Genomic DNA, 17662 nt, shown 5'->3' with positions numbered 1-17662 from the left:
TTAAGACTCTTTCAGATGATTAACGAAGTAGCTTGGTTTTAAAGAATCGTCTAGGCTGTCTAGCATCTCCCGACCAGTTAAGCCTGTAGCTACCAGAACCGATTGAAAGCCATAGTCATTCGCCCCCTTAATATCTGTATAGATCTGATCACCAACCATCACTAGCCGCTTGCTACCAGCACGGCGTTCTGCTTCTCGAAACATAGGGGGAAATGGTTTACCAAGCTTTATAATACGATTTGGAGGCAGTGAGCCATAGCGAAGCTTTAGGCACTCTTCCAAAATCAAGGAGACGCTGCCTGCTGTGATTCCAAATCGATTTTCTCCCTTAGGGTAGAAAAGGTCAGGATTGGTTAAAACAACCGTAAAGTTCAAACCACGATCGATGCGATCAATGGCTAAACTGAGAGCGGCATCCAAAGCCGGAACAAAGTCGTAGTCGGTCTGATTCGCTATCACCAAAATATCAAAATCCTTTGACTCCGTAATAGCTACCGGACATCGGCCTGCATCACGCACTAGCTGATGAGAGCCTTCGGTACCCAGAACACCGATAGCCTGCCCAGGCTCTGTCAGCTGATCCAAGCAATCAGAGAGCAAAGCTCCCGAGGTGATAACATTATCCACAGAGAAGGGTAAGCCCATGTTCCTGTATCTTTTGACTGTGTCAGCGACCGTTTTGGAGCTACCATTGGTGAGCATCCAAAACGGTTTGCCGATGCTCTCAAGGTGGGAAAGCAGCTCTGTGGCCCCTTCTAGCAGCCCTTGCTCATCAACCAAAACGCCATAGGCATCAAAAAGAAACCCATCAAAATTCTTGGTGATTTCATAAATACTCTTGAGTTCTTGCATTCCTCATCCTTCATGTTTCAAACAGGTGCCAGAGTCTTTCTCATTGATTCCAGCCGAAGGGAAGTGTATTCCAATCTGGGACGGAGAACAACGAATGATCAGGAGATGCTTTGTGCTGTACCGCTATTTGATAGCCTTCGGCTCCAACATCGAGCCTCGGCTAACTCATATTGAGAGCGGACTACAGAACTTGCAAGAACATGGGCAACTCATTTCCCTGTCTTCGATCTATCACACCAAACCGGTTGGCCCAGCCAATCAAGCTTTTCTGAATGGCGCTCTAATTCTCGACAGCACCCTTGAGCCTGCGCTCATGATGGAAGTTCTGCTAGCCATCGAGGCCAAGGCTGGACGTGTTCGCCTTAAGAGGTGGGATAATAGAACCTTAGATCTTGATATTATCTTGATCTTGGATGAAAAGAACCAAGCAGTAGTGTCCGCAACAGAACACCTGAATGTACCCCATCCCTACATGGCTGAGCGAGACTTCGTGCTGGTTCCCTGTGCGGAAATTGCTGGTGACTGGACTTACCAAAATACAAATCTTAAGAGCTTGGCTGATTCATGTCCCAAGGATAACTTACTCAAAAAGGAGAGTTCTGCGAAAAACGCGAAGACGCGTCTGTCGCAGCGTGGGAAGGCTTAGACTTTTTCTTTCAAGCCCTTCAGAGGCCGAACTTTCACAACATTACGAGCAGGCTTAGCCTTAAACATCATTTCCTGTCCAGTGAAAGGGTTGATACCTTTGCGAGCCTTTGTCGCTGGCTTCCTAACAACAACTACCTTCATGAGACCAGGTACGGTAAATGAGCCTGGACCTTTGTTAAGATCGAAACCGATCAAATCTCCCAAGGTCTCGAAAACACCCCCTACGTCCTTTTTTGAAAGCCCTGTCTTGTCAGAAATGGCTGTCAAAATCTGACTCTTGGTTCTAGCCTTAGAAACCTTATCAAAGGCTTTGCCAACCGCGGTGGTAGCAGCTGCGCGAGCTGTTGTTTTACGGGTTGTTGCTTTCTTCGCAACTTTTTTCTTCGTACTTGTCTTCTTAGCCACTTTTTTCTTTGTTGCTTTCTTTTTGGCGACTTTTTTCTTCGCTACTTTTTTCTTTGCCGTCTTCTTACTAACTTTTTTTTTCGTTGCTTTCTTCTTGGCCATGATTTTAGACCTCCTTCATAGATGAAAACTTCAAGCTTTATATCCTATAAATTACGTTATGCTAAGTCTAAAAATCAAGATAGGAGGACAAAAAAATGAGGTCCATGAACTGAACCTCAAGTTTCGAAAAAGAATCAATATACCGATGAAATCCTGCCTCACCAGGAGGGGAGATTTTGATCTCAAAGACTATTGGCGATTTGCTTGTATTCTAAGAGGGACGAAGGATTCGCAATAGCACCTTGATTGGGAACATCTTCGCCATGTATGACCCGCGTGACTGCTATTTCTAGCTTTTTTCCACTTCTCGTATAGGGAATCTCTCGAACCGCAAATACGTGTCGTGGTACATGTCTTGGGGTAAGTTTCGATCTTACCAGCTGCCGGATATTCTGAATCTCTTCCTCACCCAGTTGGTCGAGTTTAGCCTTCACAAATAAGATGATTTCCACGTCGCCGTCACACTGACGACCAACTGCAATGGAATCCTCTACAAACGGAAGGTTTTCAACAACCCGATAGATTTCAGCAGTTCCTATTCGAACGCCTCCAGGATTAAGCGTGGCATCTGATCGCCCGAACACCGTAATCCCCCCATGATCACTCACAGCAATGTAATCACCATGACGCCATACTTCCTGATCAGGGTAGAACTCAAAGTAAGCATCACGATACTTCACTTGGTCAGGATCGTTCCAAAAGCCTACCGGCATCGATGGAAAGGGTTTCGTGCAAACAAGCTCCCCTTTCTGACCAGTAGTAGACTTACCATCAACCCAACATTCAACAGCCATTCCAAGCCCAGGAACTTGGATTTCACCGCGATAAACGGGGAGTAGGGGACAGCCTAACATAAAACAGGAAATAATATCGGTGCCACCGCTGATAGAAGCTATATGAACATCTCCAACGGCGCTTAAAATCCAATCGAATTGCTCAGGAAGCAATGGGGCACCTGTGGAGAGCAGACAGGTCAGGCTGGATAGGTCTAACTTATCGTGCGGAACAAAACTCGATTTTTCAGTGGCTGCAAGAAACTTAGGACTCGTTCCAAAGGTGTCCACGCGGTACTTTGCAAGAACTTCCCACAATCGAGACACCTCTGGATATGCAGGGCTACCATCGAATAGGACAAGGTTGCTACCCACGGAAAGAGCCGATGCCATCCAGTTCCACATCATCCAGCCACAGGTCGTAAAGTAAAGAAGGGTTGATCCCTCTCTGAGATTGGAATGAAGACTCAATTCCTTCTTGTGCTGGATTAGGGTTCCCCCAATACTGTGGACAATACACTTCGGAACACCAGTGGTCCCTGATGAAAACATAATATAAAGAGGAGCATCAAATGGCATGGGTTCAAATATTAGCTCGTCCTTATAATCCTGAGCCATCAAATCGTCGAAGGATAACCATGCCTTACTTGCTTTCTGTAAGACAGATCCTTCAGGTCCCGGATCAATCAGAACTGACTTCACTGTTGGAAGCTGTTCAAGAGACGCTTCGACGTTTGCCACACAATTTACCAGCTTCCCACCGTATTTATATGAGGCGGTAACAAAAAGAACCTTTGGCTCAATCTGCGCAAAGCGGTCGACAATTCCTTGAACCCCAAAGTCGGGAGAGCAGGAGGACCATATCGCTCCAATAGATGCTGTCGCTAGCATTCCAACGATCGCAATGTCACTATTCGGAAGAACACCAGCCACTCGATCGCCGATACCGACACCTTGCTCACGAAGGTGGGCTGCACAGATTCTCACCTTTTCTATAAGATCCGCCTTCGAGCAGATCCGATCTTCAGTACCCTCAGCGACGGAAATTAACTTGGTATTAGAGGTCATACCTGACAAGAGATTTTCAGCAAAGTTTAACATCCCTCCATCAAACCACTTAACCCCTAACATATTGCCATCAGGTGCTGGAGTCAGGGCCCGCTTGTAAGGGCTTTGCCACGTGACTCTGGAAAAATTACTCAGATGCTGCCAGAAGGCTTCAGACTCATCAATAGACCATCGATGCAAGTCCCAGTAGGTCTTAAGGTTTATACCTTCTGCCTCATTCACATAATCTTTAAAGCTTGCCATCTGCGAGCTTGCTTGTCGCGATTCGCTTGGCATCCAAACGATGCCGTTGTCGTTTGCCACGGTGCCCCCGGTCATACCAGTTTGACATTCAATATGCGTATTGCCGGGTCATTTCTAGCTATTTTGAGAGGAATTTGCAAAAGGAATGTCGAGTTCTAGTCGTCCGATTTAACAGTTGAGTCCAGCCGATGTGCAAGCTTTCGAAACATTTTCAAACTTTCCTCAATAGGACTCGCGTCGCCCTCTCCTTGACTAATTGCTTTCGGTGACTTTCCTTCTTTTTTGCCACCCCTTTTATATCCATGCACGGCCATTGTTCGGCTAACTCGCTCCGCAGAATTCCCCTCTGAGGAGCGACTTTGGGGTGATTTCTGAGAAGCGTTCACAGGATCCGGAGCAGCTATTTCAAGGGAGTTCATTGACTTACTGCTCTGCTGATCACGAATGGACCGTTCAGCATTTCTAAAGTCACGAGGCGCGGTTTCGCTAACAAGTCCGGAAGACTCCAGTCGCCTTTCGATCAACGCCCCATTCATATTAAAAAATTGGGCCATGGCATCGATGGTCTTGAGTTTTTGGAGAGCCTTCTTAAGCATGGCTTTTGGCAACAGCATTGCCGATGCAAAGTGATCCGCTTCGATTTCCATCGATCTCATAGGCTCTAATATGCCATCGTAGTTGGATTGTTGAAACCTCAGTGCAGGATTATAGATTTCCTTGAAGCCAGTGTTCTGCCATTCACCGCGAACTAAATAAGGTTGCACATGAAGAAAGAAATGCCCCAGAAGGTGGGCGATCAGAAAGTTTTGCTCCAGAGGATTAGCCAAACTCTTGATGACGATCTTTGCGGAAAACCTCCCCTTCTCGTCCTTCACAGCGAGAGCGCCAAAATCACTAAAACTGGAAGTATCGACTGGAATGCCAATCGCTCGGCATAGACCAGTAACATCCAAAGTCGGGCTAAACGCTTGTTTCAATCCAAAGTACTTGCGCACCAAATAGCTCGCTGTCTCGATTTGCTTGTCGCCAGCTGCTGATGCGATCTCGGGAAATATCGCGATCATGGTGCCTCCCTCCTAGCTTCTACCATCATTGGTGACTCGATTGCGAAACAGAATTCTTACTTAAATTCTACCCCAACTATTACCAAGCAGACTAATCACACTTTGAAATTTGTCCCGCCAAGCCCTGACATATATTTCCAAGGACACGCTAGAGTGTTGAAAACAATGAGTAAATCAGTATTACTCAACGTTTTGAAAGGAATTCCGATTGCCTCAACCAAGAATCACACTCAGATTTTGGTTTTGGAGGCCAATGATGGGGAGTCCCCTTGTTCTTGAAAAAAGGCGAAAGCAGAGACGAGCACTCACAGGTTTGCTCCCAGGGTCTTTATTGAACCAACAGGGAGATAAGGTCAACGCCCGACCCGTAGACATCTCACCGGAGGGCCTAGGGATTGTTACCGATCTAATTTTGGATTTGGGTCACATTCTATTTCTCAAGACTCACAACCAACACATCGAGCTAGAAGTTTCTTGGGGAAAACGAGACTTCGGTAAGAACAACCTTTACCGATATGGGTTACGAGTCCGCGATGGAAGTAATTTAGAAACAATTTTTGAGTCCGCGGGTTGCTTAAAGTAACCCTCAATTCCTACCTTTCGATTGAACAAGTTGCTCATTTTAAAAAAAAATTTCATGGAAAAGATTGAATAAAAAAATTTTTTTGGGTAACACTAGTATTACGCTGCTGCGCAACTAGTAAGAGATCGAAAACGTTAGGAGACAACCTTGAAAGCAACTAAGAAGAAAACAGCTAAGAGAGCTGCCGCAAAAAAGAAGACGACAAAGAAAAAAGTCGCGAAGAAAACCACTGCTAAGAAAAAAGCCACTCGTAAGAAGGCGGCGAAAAAAACCACCGCCAAGAAAAAAGCCACTCGCAAGTCGACTGCGAAAAAGAAGGTAGCCAAGAAAAAAGCAACTAAGAAGAAAGTTGCAAGAAAGAAAGCTACTAAGAAAAAAGTCGCGAAAAAGAAGGTAGCTAAGAAAAAAACAACTAAGAAAAAAGTTGCAAAGAAGAAGGCTACTAAGAAAAAAGTCGCAAAGAAGAAAACGACTCGCAAAAAAGTAGCAAAGAAAAAAGCTGCTAAGCGTGCTACGACTAAAAGAAAGACCACGCGACGTAAGGCTAGCGCCTCTGCCTAGGGGAACATTCCCGGAATGGTGGGTCAGATACCCACCTTGTCCCCCACTTTTGGGCCATTCGGCCATCTTTACCAGAGCCTCCAGCAGCAGGGCTCCATTCCCCTATTTTATCTATCCAAGAATTCAGCTAGGATGAGCAAGCGCCATCTTTGAGTTGCTCACTCGGCAAGACGCGATTTGTTCAGAGCAGAAAGCTGACCTGGTTAAGGAGTTCTTATGAACTTGCATCGAAGTGTGACACTATCTGTCATCTTTATCCGATCCCTTATGAATAAGATTCGCTACGATCTGATTCGTGAGATCGTCATTGGTGTCTGTTCTCTGGTTCTCATATTGCTATTCCTCTATATATTTCAAGACTTTATCAATGTAAAGCTTGCAGCCACCGCTCCCGCTAGCCAGGCTGGGTTTGCCGCGGCCTTCTCATACTTCCTTTTTTGCATTGCCTCGTTATATATGATGAAAACATTCAGATCTTGGGCTCATCACGAAGAGAGTTTGGAAAAGACGACCCGTCGATTAGGTGAGAACCCTCAAACCATCCGGGCTTACATTATCATCAAGACCCTGTTTGTCCAAGCTTCACTCTTATCATTGGTTACGGTAATCGTGCTTCGCTACATTTATAGGCCATCGCCTATAGAATTAGCGATCTGCTTGGTCTCGACAAGCTTTATCAGCCTCCTTGGGTTTGCACTGCCGTCACCGAGAGCCCACGAGAAAACGTACCGCTCCATCCGATTTTCTGCAGATTCAAGAATGAGAAGCCTCATCTCTTGGCGACTCCACCAAATTTTTTTTCGCAACCGTGTGACACGCATTGCTCTTGGGGCAAGCGCGCTGTTTCTCGCTTTAACTGCCTACGTGTCCTGGAAAAGTGCACCGTTTTCACTAGCAGTTCTTAGCACCCTTATGTCTGGCTACCTCGCTTGCGGAGCGATGATTTTTCAGCTTCAGGACGATATGGAACACCCTTGGCTAGAGCGACATTGTGGAATATCTCACGAGGACTATACCAGAGCCTACTTTATAATCGGAGCATTATTTGGAATCACAGTCGGACTCTTAAATACCGTTGCTTGGTCTCTTTGGACAGCAAACGGCATTCTAGTCCTTGAAACATGGAAACTACTCGCTGTAGGCTGCATTCCCCCGCTCCTCTTCACCTCGCTTATGTTCCAGGTAGACCCGAAACGCCCTGGAATTCAATTTATTACCAGCTTCATCGTAAGCCTATTTCTAGGCACTGCGGTATTCGCTCATTGGCTTAGCTTATTGCTGGTACCCATCGCTATTTACTACAGCAACCAGTATCAAAGAAATGGATTTTACCAATCGTAAGAGGGCTCTCGATGACAAGTCTACTCCAACTGGATCATGTTAAACTCACTTACCCTAGTAGCAAATTTACCCTTGGTCCCATCCAATTCCATCTCAATAAAGGCCAGTGTATAGGTATTATGGGCGAGAATGGTGCTGGGAAGACCACACTTTTCCAGCTCATCACAGGCAACATAAAGTCCGACGAAGGGGACATACAACTTAATAATCAGAAGATGGCTCCAGATAAATTTGAGCTAAAACGCCACGTTGGTTACCTACCGCAAAATCTCGAACTACCAAAGTGGGTTTCTGGAAAAGAAATTCTATCTTACAGCATCAGCCTGTATGGCCTAGAAAACCCGGAAGCCCTCTGCCATCAAACACTGGAATACTGGGACTGCCTTTCATTCTCTCACAAGCCTCTAGCCGCCTGTTCTCATGGAATGAAGAAGAGAGTCGCCCTTGGGCTGGCAACGCTCCATGAGCCAGACCTCTTGATACTCGACGAACCATTTTCAGGCTTAGATCTGTATCACATTCGAGCCCTTCAGAACTTGATTCAGCAACGTAAAGAGCAAGGCAAAGCAACCTTTCTTTGCACCCATATTGCACCATATACTGCAAGACTTTGTGACGATCTAGTAGTCCTAAGACAAGGCCAACTCACGCCTCTGGATGGATGGAAGCAGCAAGACTACTTGCAGAAAATTCAAATGATCGAAGACCTGTTTTTCGAGCAAGGAGCACCATCTTGCTAACCCTATCCAGTTTTGCGCGAAGATTTGCATTGAATCTGTGGCCGTGGTATTTAGTAGGCACAATTTTTTTAGCCGCAACAAATCTGATTACACTTGAGATTCCCCAACTTGCTAAACGCATCGTTAACGGACTCAATGATGTCAGTAGTTCGCAAGATCAATTGATTCAGTTTGCTGTTGCTATTGTACTTCTGGGGGGACTTCAGATTCTCGCTCGAAGCCTGTCTCGAATATTAATTTTCTGGCCAGGACGAAAGCTTGAAGCGACATCTAAGTCGGCCTTATTTGGCAAGGCCATGACCTTACCACAACTCTTCCTTGAGCGTTTTGGGATGGGCGATCTCATCTCGCGTCTTTCCAATGACCTTAGTCAGGTTCGAGTTTTTTTCGCATTTGCAGTGTTGCAAATCCTGAATCTAGCATTCCTCTCGGTATTCACCATTTTCAAGATGCTAGGTGCCCATATCCAGCTCACCTTGATGTGTTTGATTCCTATCGCGCTCATGCTGGTCATCACTCAATTTATCATGCCCCGGTTGGCTCGTTATTCACGGGAAAACCAAGAGGCTATCGGCTCCCTTACCAATCGCGTGACCGAAGCTTTCACCAACGTACATGTGATTCAAAGCAATGGTGCTGAGCAAACGTTCCAAGATCGAGTCGATGAAGAAAATGAAAAAGTTTACGCCACAAACATGAACGTGGTGACATTTCGAACACTATTCTTCCCCCTGCTCACCAGTCTGACAGGGGTATCTCAGATGATGGTCATCGCCTATGGTGGCTTGCAGGTTTTTCAAGGTGAAATCACAGTTGGCGACCTTTTGGCCTTCAACATTTATCTTGCCTACTTGGCATTTCCTTTGACCTCTCTTGGCATCGTTCTATCTATTTATCAAAGATCGAAAACAGCCATCGAAAGATTATCTCCTATTGATGAAGAACCTTCAGAATCAGCTGGCGAAGCTCAATCAACCCACGATGAAAGCATTTTGTTGAGAATTCAGGATTTAAGCTACCGCTACCCAAGACAAGAGGGCAATGAGCGAGCTGTTCTAGAAGATATCAACCTAGAGGTTCGAGATGGCGAGAAAATTGGGATTTGCGGCTCCGTGGGATCAGGGAAGTCCACACTCTTCAATTTGATCACGAGAATCTACGACCCACCCCCTGGAACGATTTTTTGGAAGGGGCGCGACGTCGTTGGCATATCACCCCGAGACCTGCGCCAGGATATCGCCTATGCCCTGCAAAGTGCCCAACTATTTTCAGCATCCATCTCAGAGAACTTGAAGTTTGGCATTGCAAAGGCTCCTGATCAGAACGAACTCCAAAGGGCCGCTCAAGCTGCCCAAATTTATGAAGACATCACTGAATTTGACCGGGCTTGGGAGACACAGATTGGAGAGAAAGGCGTGCGGCTTTCAGGTGGTCAAAAACAGCGATTAGCATTGGCAAGGCTTTTCCTTAGAAACCCTCCATTGCTGCTACTGGACGATGTCCTCTCCGCAGTTGACAACCATACAGAGGCACAACTCATCAGCTATCTGGATCGCCAAAAACAATCGATGATTATATCCTCTCATCGCACCAGTGTCCTGCGTTCCTGTGATCGGGTTTTACTTCTTGATCGTGGCCGTATCATAGATCAAGGAGACTTTGATTTCTTGGCCGCAAAGCATCCCCACATAAAAGAGGATACCCATGAATCCTAAAACTAATAGCTTTCAAAAGCTTATCAATGATATCAAAGGTCTTAAACGACTCTGGCCATTTTTAAGGGAAAACAAACGCTATCTTATCATTGCCGCCTGCCTGATTCCTTTGATCTCGGCTGCTCAATCGACGATGCCCTTGCTGATAAAATGGACGATCGACAATGGCATCGTCGCAAAAAACGAAAGTAATATCTGGTTAGGGGCTGGCCTTGGACTCGGGCTGATCGTCTTCGAGTACTTTACCCGAGCCGGCCAAACCATGTATACCGCTCTCGCGGTTCACCGTATGATCCGTAACATGCGATCTTACCTTGTTCGTCACATCATGAGGCTTTCGGCCAGCTTTCACGATCGAAACCTATCTGGTGCTCTTGTCACAAGGGCGACCAGTGACTTTGATAACCTGAGTGAATCTCTGAACCAGGGCGTCTTAAACTCCATCGTAGATGCTGCGGTTCTACTCGGCGCATTGATCGGCTTATTCATCCTTAACTGGCAGCTAGCTCTATGTGCCCTGTTGATTATGCCGGTAGTCATTGTGGTAGTCACCCAAGCATCGCGACTCCTTAAGCGAACAATGTTATCCGCGAGAAGCAAAATCGCAGCACTCAACGGCTTTACCCAAGAATGCCTCTATGGAAGTACCACAATCAAACTACTTGCGGCTGAAAAACATGCTCAGAAAAAGTTCGATGGTTTGGTCATTGCTTATCGCAACGCTCAAATGAAGTCAGTTGTGATCGACGCATCCTTGTTCGCAGTTCTTGATGGCATTTCATCTATCACTATCGGCATCATACTTTGGTTTGCAGTCTCTCAGATCTATGGTCAGGATTCCGGGCTTTCCGTCGGGGTTATGGTTGCCTTTGTCCAATATATTCAAACGCTGTTCGAACCACTAAAGCAACTGGGTAACAAGATAGCGATGCTGCAAGGAGCTTTCACTTCTTTGGATAGGATCTTTAAGATTATCGACACGAATGACTTTGTCGAAGGCGACGAGCTACCCAAAGAAATTGAAGGGTCGATCCAAGCTAAAAACGTTTCCTTTCGCTATGATTTGGAAAGCTCCAAGCCCATACTTGATGCTGTTTCATTCGAACTGAAAGCTGGAGAATCTTTGGCGTTGGTTGGACGAACCGGCTCTGGAAAGTCAACAATTATCAAATTACTCAGCAAGCTATATGGTGACTTCGATGGCAGCATACACCTAGACGGGCAGGACTTAAGAGACTTAGATGGCCATGAACTTCGCAAAAAAATTGCTATGGTGCCCCAGGACATTGTCCTTTTCGATGGTAGCATCTTGTTTAACATCACCCTAGGCCACCCCAACATCAGCCGAGAGGATGCCATAAACGCTTCTAAATTGGTCGGGCTTCACCCCATTATCGAGCAACTGGAGAATGACTACGACTACAAGATTAGCGAAGAAGGGGTAAACCTATCACAAGGTCAACGTCAATTGATTGTCTTTGCCCGAGCCCTAGCCAAAGACCCCAAGCTGATTATTTTAGACGAGGCGACTTCGTCAGTGGACCCTGCATCTGAGAGGTTGATTCAGTCAGCAATTGATCGCATCCTTCACGATCGCACCGTAATAGTAATCGCCCACCGATTGTCGACAATTAGAAGCTGCGATCAAATCATCCTATTACGGCAAGGTAAGATTCAGGAGAAGGGTAACCATGAAAGCCTGATGGAATCTGGGGGCCAGTACTTTCAACTGTATCAAGCCCTGGAGGGGTAGACGGGAGAGGTGTTGCCAAGCTTGCGTATTCCAAGCTAAGCTGAATGTAGGAAAGCTTGGCTTAACACGGTCCCCAAAAATACTTCTTACTTCTTCTCTTCTTTCTTAGAGTTTTCAGACACAGCTTTCGATGCCTTGGCAGGCTTCGCCTTTTCCACAAGAACCGGAATTGAAGGACTTCCCACTGGCTTTTTGCCTTTGAGAAGACTGATATAGTCTGAAGCTATCTTTAAAGTTTCTTGCATGTAGATATCATCTTGCAAAGAGTACTCTTCATCAGTATTTTCCTCTTCCGCTAATTTTTCGTCCTCTTTCTCCTCATCATCCTTCTTCTCTTTTAAGCTTACACGGGAGCGTTCTTCTTTATTCTTGGTGAATTTTTCAATCTCATCTCGCACTTCCTTAAACTTTGGATCTTTTTCAACCCTCATCTCACTACGCTTCTTGATCTCTGGTAGGTAGCGATCCACAAGCTTAAACTCTTTATACTTTGCAGTTTTAATTTTCTCGTAGGGCAAGGCGTAGTCGTAGAACTTTTCACCAATTTCAAGCTCATCGACAAGACTGGGCAAGTTGATATCAGCCACAACGCCTTCAAGCTGAGTACTGGCACCAGATGCTCGATAAAACTGATTAACGGTCACCTTGATAGCACCGAGCTTAGGAGCTAAGTCGTTCAAGTTCTGAACGGTACCTTTTCCAAATGTGTGGTGATCGCCGACGATCAAGCCACGATCATAATCTTGAATCGCTCCCGCGAAAATCTCTGAAGCGCTTGCGGAGTGGCGATTGATCATGACTAGAAGTGGGCCGTCGTAATAGGTCCGACCATCACGATCGTAGTAGGTTTCAACTTCGCCGTCACCTGTCTTGATTTGCACAACAGGGCCTTCATCGAAGAAAATCCCAGCCATGTTGATCGATTCTTCCAATGATCCTCCCCCATTATTTCGAAGGTCGACCACAAGTGCATCGATCTTTTGCTCTTGGAGTTTTCGGATTTCTCGCTTCGCATCGTTCGCTGACGAACGGTAGTTACTCAACCTTTTTTGGCGCCCTTCAAAATCGATGTAAAATGATGGGAGGGTCAACACGCCGATCTTCAGCTTCTTGCCAGCTCGACCGTTCGCATTAGATGAAACAACTTCGATCACCTCTGAAGAGGCCTGTTGCTCCACCAATTGAATCCGCTCTCGGACAATGGGAATCACTAGCTTTTGTGACTTCTTCGACGTTTCCCGAATCACCGTCAGCTTCACAATAGTGCCTCGGGCGCCGCGAATTTTTTTAACCACTTCTTGAAGATCCATATCGATCACGTCGACCGGCTCACCGTCCCCTTGGGCAACCGCGATAATTTTATCGTTCACCCGCAGCAGGCCACCTTTCTTGGCAGCACCACCTTTGACTAGGCTCACAACTATGGTAAAGCCATCTTCAGATCGAAGACTCGCACCGATACCCTCAAGAGAAAGACGGGTCCGAATTCTAAAATCCTCAAGTTCTTCGGCAGGCATATAACTGGAGTGAGGGTCGAGAGAAGCAGAAAAAGAATTGAGAAAGATTCCAAGCACTCGATCTTTTGTTAGCTCATTATGGCGTTTAAGAGCCAACTCATAGCGTTTCTCTAACTTTTCCTTGGCCTTCTCAACGTCGCCGACGCTGGTTTTTAAGTTTAGGAGCTGGAACTTCACGCGCTTGCGCCAGCGTTCGTTGACTTCTTCAGTCGAGCTGCCAAAATCTAGCTTATCGCGATCGACCATCATGTACTCATCAACTGTAAAGTCGTACTTTTTCTTAAGAAGGGCGCTCACGTGCTTGTGGCGTTCTTTGAGTCGCTTTGAGTAGCGATTCATAATGAAATCTACAGCGCTGCAGTCGAGATCGCCATAGATCATATCATCCAGCTTCTTAGAATACTTACTGCGAATTTCCTCGACGTCGCTTTTGTAGAAATACAGTTTCCAAGGATCCCAAGCTTTTACGAAATTCTCAAGAGTCCTTGAGCTAATCTCGTCGTCGAAGTTACTGTATGAGAAGTGCATCTTGAAGTAAAGAAGGGTCAGCTGCCTGACTTCAGAGCAGGATAAGGATAAGGCCTTCCCAGGCTGAAACAGGGAAAAACTGAAGAGCCCTGCAAGCAGAAGGGTACGCCAATGGACAGCCTTAAGTTTAGTCATATGTTCCTCCGATGTCTAAGGCACTTACTCTATTATCAGTCATTTTATGAAGATCTCACAGTGTTACTTCTTTGACGCTGTGTAGCGAGGGCTCTTATCTTTGTCGACACTTGGAAGATAAAGTTTAGAACCAGTCTGCAAAGTCCAACCACTATGTTATGTCTCGACAAAAAGCCTTCATTTAGCTGACTAAACTCCGGATTTTTATCTTCGTCAAGCCTTGATCCTAGACTTTTGACACAGGCTAATAGGCTCGCGTCTATTTCCCCATATTAGAATTACTAAGGCTTGCCTTAGACTATCATGAGAAAGACAATAAAAAAACGAACGAATAGATATCCTAGAGGCTTACAGACGAGGAGGATAGAGGATTTGAAGAGGCGTGACACCCTGGCTGCGAACCAGGGTAGAAATTCGATGAATTACCAGGAAGTGAGAGCTAAGCCTGAGGTTTCAGAGGGTTCATCATCGTCAGTATCATCCTGATATTCTGCATACTCTCCTTCATCAGAAAGATAGTCCTCGTCGTCACGATAGGCCAAACGCCCTCTTATACTACGAATAACAGAGATCAAGATTAGAAGGAACAAACCGGATGACACTGCAACACCTGGGATTAAGAACTCCTCAAAGCGTTGTGGTGCTTCTCCTTCGATATGAGCGGTTGTAAGAGTCGCCCAAACCTTCGCAAATGTTTCCTGGTCAGCGTGAAAGCGATCACTTAAATCGGTATAGGTCATCAAGAGAGATTTATCTGCCCCCGATACAAAAACGTGGGCCTGTGTGAGCTGAACTTTATTGATCTTAAGAAAGCTGTAGATCAGAATTCCATCACCTTGCCCTTTGAAATCGAAGGCTTCATGATTTTCAGCTAAAGTAAAATCTTTGCCGTAACGACCGAAGCTTTCTAAGATCTTAGTGCGAAGCTCCTCGACCGTCGTATCATCGATAGGTGTTCCTTGATGAGACACCGCCACAGTTATGTTTCTTTGATAGGTAAATTTATCATAGACAGGTTTTTCAGGTTTAGGCTCTTGAATCACAAGGGCCTTACCAAACTTATTTTCTAATACCTCCCAGCCCACGGGCGCGGTAACCCAGATATCAGTTTCGGCAATATTTATCGCCTGACCATCAGCGCGGGGAGCTTCGGTAGCTAAACTCAAACTTGCCTGGGTTAGGGATAAAAAAAGAAGGGTTTTGTTTAGATTCTGCGACAACATAAGGATCTCCAGCAAATCAGTTTTCCTTATGCCTATTTGACATATTTTTACAACTATGTCAAATAATCTTTTTAAGCCTCGTAATTACCCCTGCTTAGCCCCCTGTTGCAATGGCAGCCATTCCGAACAGTGACTTCAAATCCTGGTCATTGAAGGTCAAGCCAGCACCAAAGAAGTAGTTTAGCTCCTTGTTGACGCTCCCTGTTTCAGGATCTATGCGAGTGGGATCGTCGATACCCATCATGGCATAAATATGGTCGAAAAATAGGATGTTAGCGTAGGCTTTGACATGGGCAAGCTCCCTAACTTCACTATCTTTATCTGCGAAATCATATACTTCCAAGGAAACCCGCAGGCGATCGCGGAAGAAGTACAGATCCCCTGCCACACCTCCAGTTGAATCAAAAAGACCAAGGCGAGCTCCTAAATTGCCCCACCGCTTGGCGATTTGTAGATTAAAACGAAGCTCACTGTCTTCGACAATAGTCTCCTTGCTACGAACAACCCCGTCCGTTGAGTCGCCATCGAGAGTTTCTACGGTAGTGTCCCGTGTTCTTTCAGAAAAGTCTGTAAAACCAATAAGGTAGTATGCATCAGGCCGGGTTCTAAACTTCAAGTTGAAGTATGTCTGCGCCGTGTTATCACGACGAATATAGGTATTGGTATCAACGGCAACTTCGAGCTTCGTTACAGGTGCAAGAACCTTGCGGATATCCTTGATCGCCCCCTCAACCTCGGTCAAAGTATCGTCATCGTTGATCAATCGCCCCAGGGTGCCTTCACCCTTCTCCACCTTTTGAGCGATGAGGTTGATGTTCTTGGTAGCACCCCGCACCTCAACCATCGAGTCATCAAAGTTAGCCAGAATACGCTCGATCCGATCTCTGTTTTTTTGATCCAGAACATCGTTTGCAGACTCCGAAAACTCCCGAATGTTGGCCACTAAGTCTCGGACATCATCTCGATTATCTTCTAATATTCCGCGGGCATCTTCGGTAAATCGCTCAATGTTTTCAACAATTCGAGCAATGCTTTCTTCCCCTTCTCGATCTCCTAGGACTGCTGCCAGATTTGAGGTGACCTTCTTAATATCCTTGGCAATGGAGCCAATCAAGGCGATCACCTCACCCAGGTCCGATGCATCGGTAGCCTGAGGGATAAAGCTTTGGTCAGGAACAGGGTTGGTGACATTGCTCGGTCTCTTAATTTCGATGAATTTGTCACCCAAAAAACCAACCGTCCGAACTATGACTTTCGAGCCTTCAGGAATAAAGACGTCTTCATTGATTTCCATTCCCACCCGGGTCGCGTTCTCATCCAAGCGAATATAAGCAACTTTACCGATGGTCACTCCGTTTGTTTTTACATGGGTTTTTTCCAGAATGCCGGTAGCATCCTTAAGTATGGTATAGTACGTGTTCATGTCTTGCCGGCTGAACATATCTGGCCGCAAGACAAATACCGCAAGTACCGTCGCAGCAATACCGAGCAGTGAGAAAAATCCAACTTTATATTCTAACGAACGATCACCCATTACAGTGGCGGCTCCTTTGTCCCTTCCGTGACTCTTTCATCGACCCAACGCTCAAAAAGCTTAACGTTGATAATGGTTTGGAAGGAAGTTTGGGTTTTAGATTTTGATAAATAATGGCCTATTGTCACATAAACTCCATGGGACCATCGACCTTGCCCGAAAAGAACTGACGGATCACAGGATCACTTGTATTGCGAAATTCTTCGGGGCTAGCAGCCAACTGAACCTTACCTTTATAAAGCATGACAACATTTTCTGAAATATCCAAGGCAGCTTTCAAGTCGTGAGAAATCACCACCGATGTCAGTTCTGGGTTATTTTGATTCACAGCGACAATCAGCTCGTCAATCATCTCTGAAACCAAGGGGTCCATTCCCGTCGTCGGCTCGTCATAAAGAATGATTTTAGGCTTGTGAATTAATGCCCTGGCGAGGCCAACCCTCTTTTTTTCTCCGGTAGACAGTTCACCAGGAAATTTTTTTTCGATTCCAGGGAGGCCGACCATGTCCAAGACCTCTCCGACCCGATCTTTGAGTTCATCAAATGGAACGTTTTCATGCTCTAAAACTGGAAATGCCACGTTTTCAAAGACAGAAAGACTATCGAACAACGCTGCGTGCTGAAATAACATTCCAATCTTGCGACGAATCCTCTTCAGGTCCTCGATCTCAAAGTCAGTAATATCCTCGCCATCCACAAAAACCCGGCCTTTGGTGGGCTTTAGAAGACCCATGATGTGCTTGATCGTCACCGACTTTCCTTCACCGGACTTGCCAATGATGACAGTGATCTTGCCTTTAGGAATCTCGACATCAAGATCATCAAGAACTTTAAAGGAACCAAATTGCTTTGTTACGTGTTCAAACCTAATCATACT

15 protein-coding genes are annotated in these 17662 nt (G+C 45.8%); 7 read left to right on the top strand and 8 right to left on the bottom strand.

The window, feature by feature from the left end:
- Positions 1-852 (bottom strand): HAD-IIA family hydrolase, encoded by an 852-nt coding sequence (locus B9N89_RS11045; RefSeq protein WP_132318461.1) that lies wholly within the window; start codon positions 850-852, stop codon positions 1-3.
- A gap of 112 nt (positions 853-964) precedes the next feature.
- On the opposite strand from B9N89_RS11045, the gene folK reads away from it, so the two are divergent.
- On the top strand, positions 965-1498 hold the full coding sequence (gene folK / locus B9N89_RS11040) for a 2-amino-4-hydroxy-6-hydroxymethyldihydropteridine diphosphokinase (RefSeq protein WP_159455305.1): 534 nt from the start codon (positions 965-967) through the stop codon (positions 1496-1498).
- Here folK and B9N89_RS11035 read toward each other — a convergent pair.
- The 3 genes from B9N89_RS11035 to B9N89_RS11025 form a co-directional block, all read right to left on the bottom strand.
- Complete coding sequence (locus tag B9N89_RS11035; RefSeq protein ID WP_132318465.1) at positions 1495-2007, bottom strand: HU family DNA-binding protein; 513 nt, start codon at positions 2005-2007, stop codon at positions 1495-1497. The two genes, folK and B9N89_RS11035, sit on opposite strands and share 4 nt — an antisense overlap.
- A 182-nt stretch (positions 2008-2189) precedes the next feature.
- Positions 2190-4091 (bottom strand): acetoacetate--CoA ligase, encoded by a 1902-nt coding sequence (locus B9N89_RS11030; RefSeq protein WP_234996093.1) that lies wholly within the window; start codon positions 4089-4091, stop codon positions 2190-2192.
- Between the two features lie 155 nt (positions 4092-4246).
- On the bottom strand, positions 4247-5155 hold the full coding sequence (locus B9N89_RS11025) for an ImmA/IrrE family metallo-endopeptidase (RefSeq protein ID WP_132318469.1): 909 nt from the start codon (positions 5153-5155) through the stop codon (positions 4247-4249).
- Positions 5156-5411: 256 nt separating this feature from the next.
- On the opposite strand from B9N89_RS11025, the gene B9N89_RS11020 reads away from it, so the two are divergent.
- The 6 genes from B9N89_RS11020 (at position 5412) to B9N89_RS10995 (ending at position 11848) form a co-directional block, all read left to right on the top strand.
- Positions 5412-5738 carry a PilZ domain-containing protein gene (locus B9N89_RS11020; RefSeq protein ID WP_159455304.1) on the top strand — a complete coding sequence of 109 codons (327 nt, stop codon included), beginning with the start codon at positions 5412-5414 and terminating at the stop codon, positions 5736-5738.
- Between the two features lie 147 nt (positions 5739-5885).
- A complete protein-coding gene (locus B9N89_RS31320) occupies positions 5886-6299 on the top strand; it encodes a histidine biosynthesis protein HisIE (RefSeq protein WP_159455303.1) in 414 nt (137 codons plus the stop codon).
- A gap of 216 nt (positions 6300-6515) precedes the next feature.
- A complete protein-coding gene (locus tag B9N89_RS11010; protein ID WP_132318475.1) occupies positions 6516-7640 on the top strand; it encodes a hypothetical protein in 1125 nt (374 codons plus the stop codon).
- Between the two features lie 11 nt (positions 7641-7651).
- The gene (locus B9N89_RS11005; RefSeq protein WP_132318477.1) at positions 7652-8380 is read left to right on the top strand and encodes an ABC transporter ATP-binding protein; all 729 of its coding nucleotides are present in this window, start codon (positions 7652-7654) and stop codon (positions 8378-8380) included.
- Positions 8374-10095 carry an ABC transporter ATP-binding protein gene (locus B9N89_RS11000; RefSeq protein ID WP_159455302.1) on the top strand — a complete coding sequence of 574 codons (1722 nt, stop codon included), beginning with the start codon at positions 8374-8376 and terminating at the stop codon, positions 10093-10095. Before B9N89_RS11005 ends, B9N89_RS11000 begins: the two co-directional genes overlap by 7 nt.
- The gene (locus B9N89_RS10995; protein ID WP_132318481.1) at positions 10085-11848 is read left to right on the top strand and encodes an ABC transporter ATP-binding protein; all 1764 of its coding nucleotides are present in this window, start codon (positions 10085-10087) and stop codon (positions 11846-11848) included. Before B9N89_RS11000 ends, B9N89_RS10995 begins: the two co-directional genes overlap by 11 nt.
- Before the next feature lie 86 nt (positions 11849-11934).
- Here B9N89_RS10995 and B9N89_RS10990 read toward each other — a convergent pair whose 3' ends face one another.
- The 4 genes from B9N89_RS10990 to B9N89_RS10975 all read right to left on the bottom strand — a co-directional run bounded on the left by B9N89_RS10990 (position 11935) and on the right by B9N89_RS10975 (position 17659).
- Complete coding sequence (locus B9N89_RS10990; protein ID WP_132318483.1) at positions 11935-14028, bottom strand: carboxy terminal-processing peptidase; 2094 nt, start codon at positions 14026-14028, stop codon at positions 11935-11937.
- A gap of 422 nt (positions 14029-14450) precedes the next feature.
- Positions 14451-15251, bottom strand: coding sequence for a hypothetical protein (locus B9N89_RS10985; RefSeq protein WP_132318485.1), 801 nt, complete (start codon positions 15249-15251; stop codon positions 14451-14453).
- Between the two features lie 94 nt (positions 15252-15345).
- Positions 15346-16785: an MlaD family protein gene (locus tag B9N89_RS10980; protein WP_132318487.1), complete on the bottom strand. Its 1440-nt coding sequence runs from the start codon at positions 16783-16785 to the stop codon at positions 15346-15348.
- A 124-nt stretch (positions 16786-16909) separates the two neighbouring features.
- The gene (locus B9N89_RS10975; RefSeq protein WP_132318490.1) at positions 16910-17659 is read right to left on the bottom strand and encodes an ABC transporter ATP-binding protein; all 750 of its coding nucleotides are present in this window, start codon (positions 17657-17659) and stop codon (positions 16910-16912) included.
- Positions 17660-17662: the final 3 nt, after the last annotated feature.

The organism is Pseudobacteriovorax antillogorgiicola, assembly GCF_900177345.1.
GTDB classification, from domain to species: domain Bacteria; phylum Bdellovibrionota_B; class Oligoflexia; order Oligoflexales; family Oligoflexaceae; genus Pseudobacteriovorax; species Pseudobacteriovorax antillogorgiicola.
The sequence above is the reverse complement of the archived record's forward strand: the minus strand, read 5'-3'. Positions and strand labels throughout refer to the sequence as shown.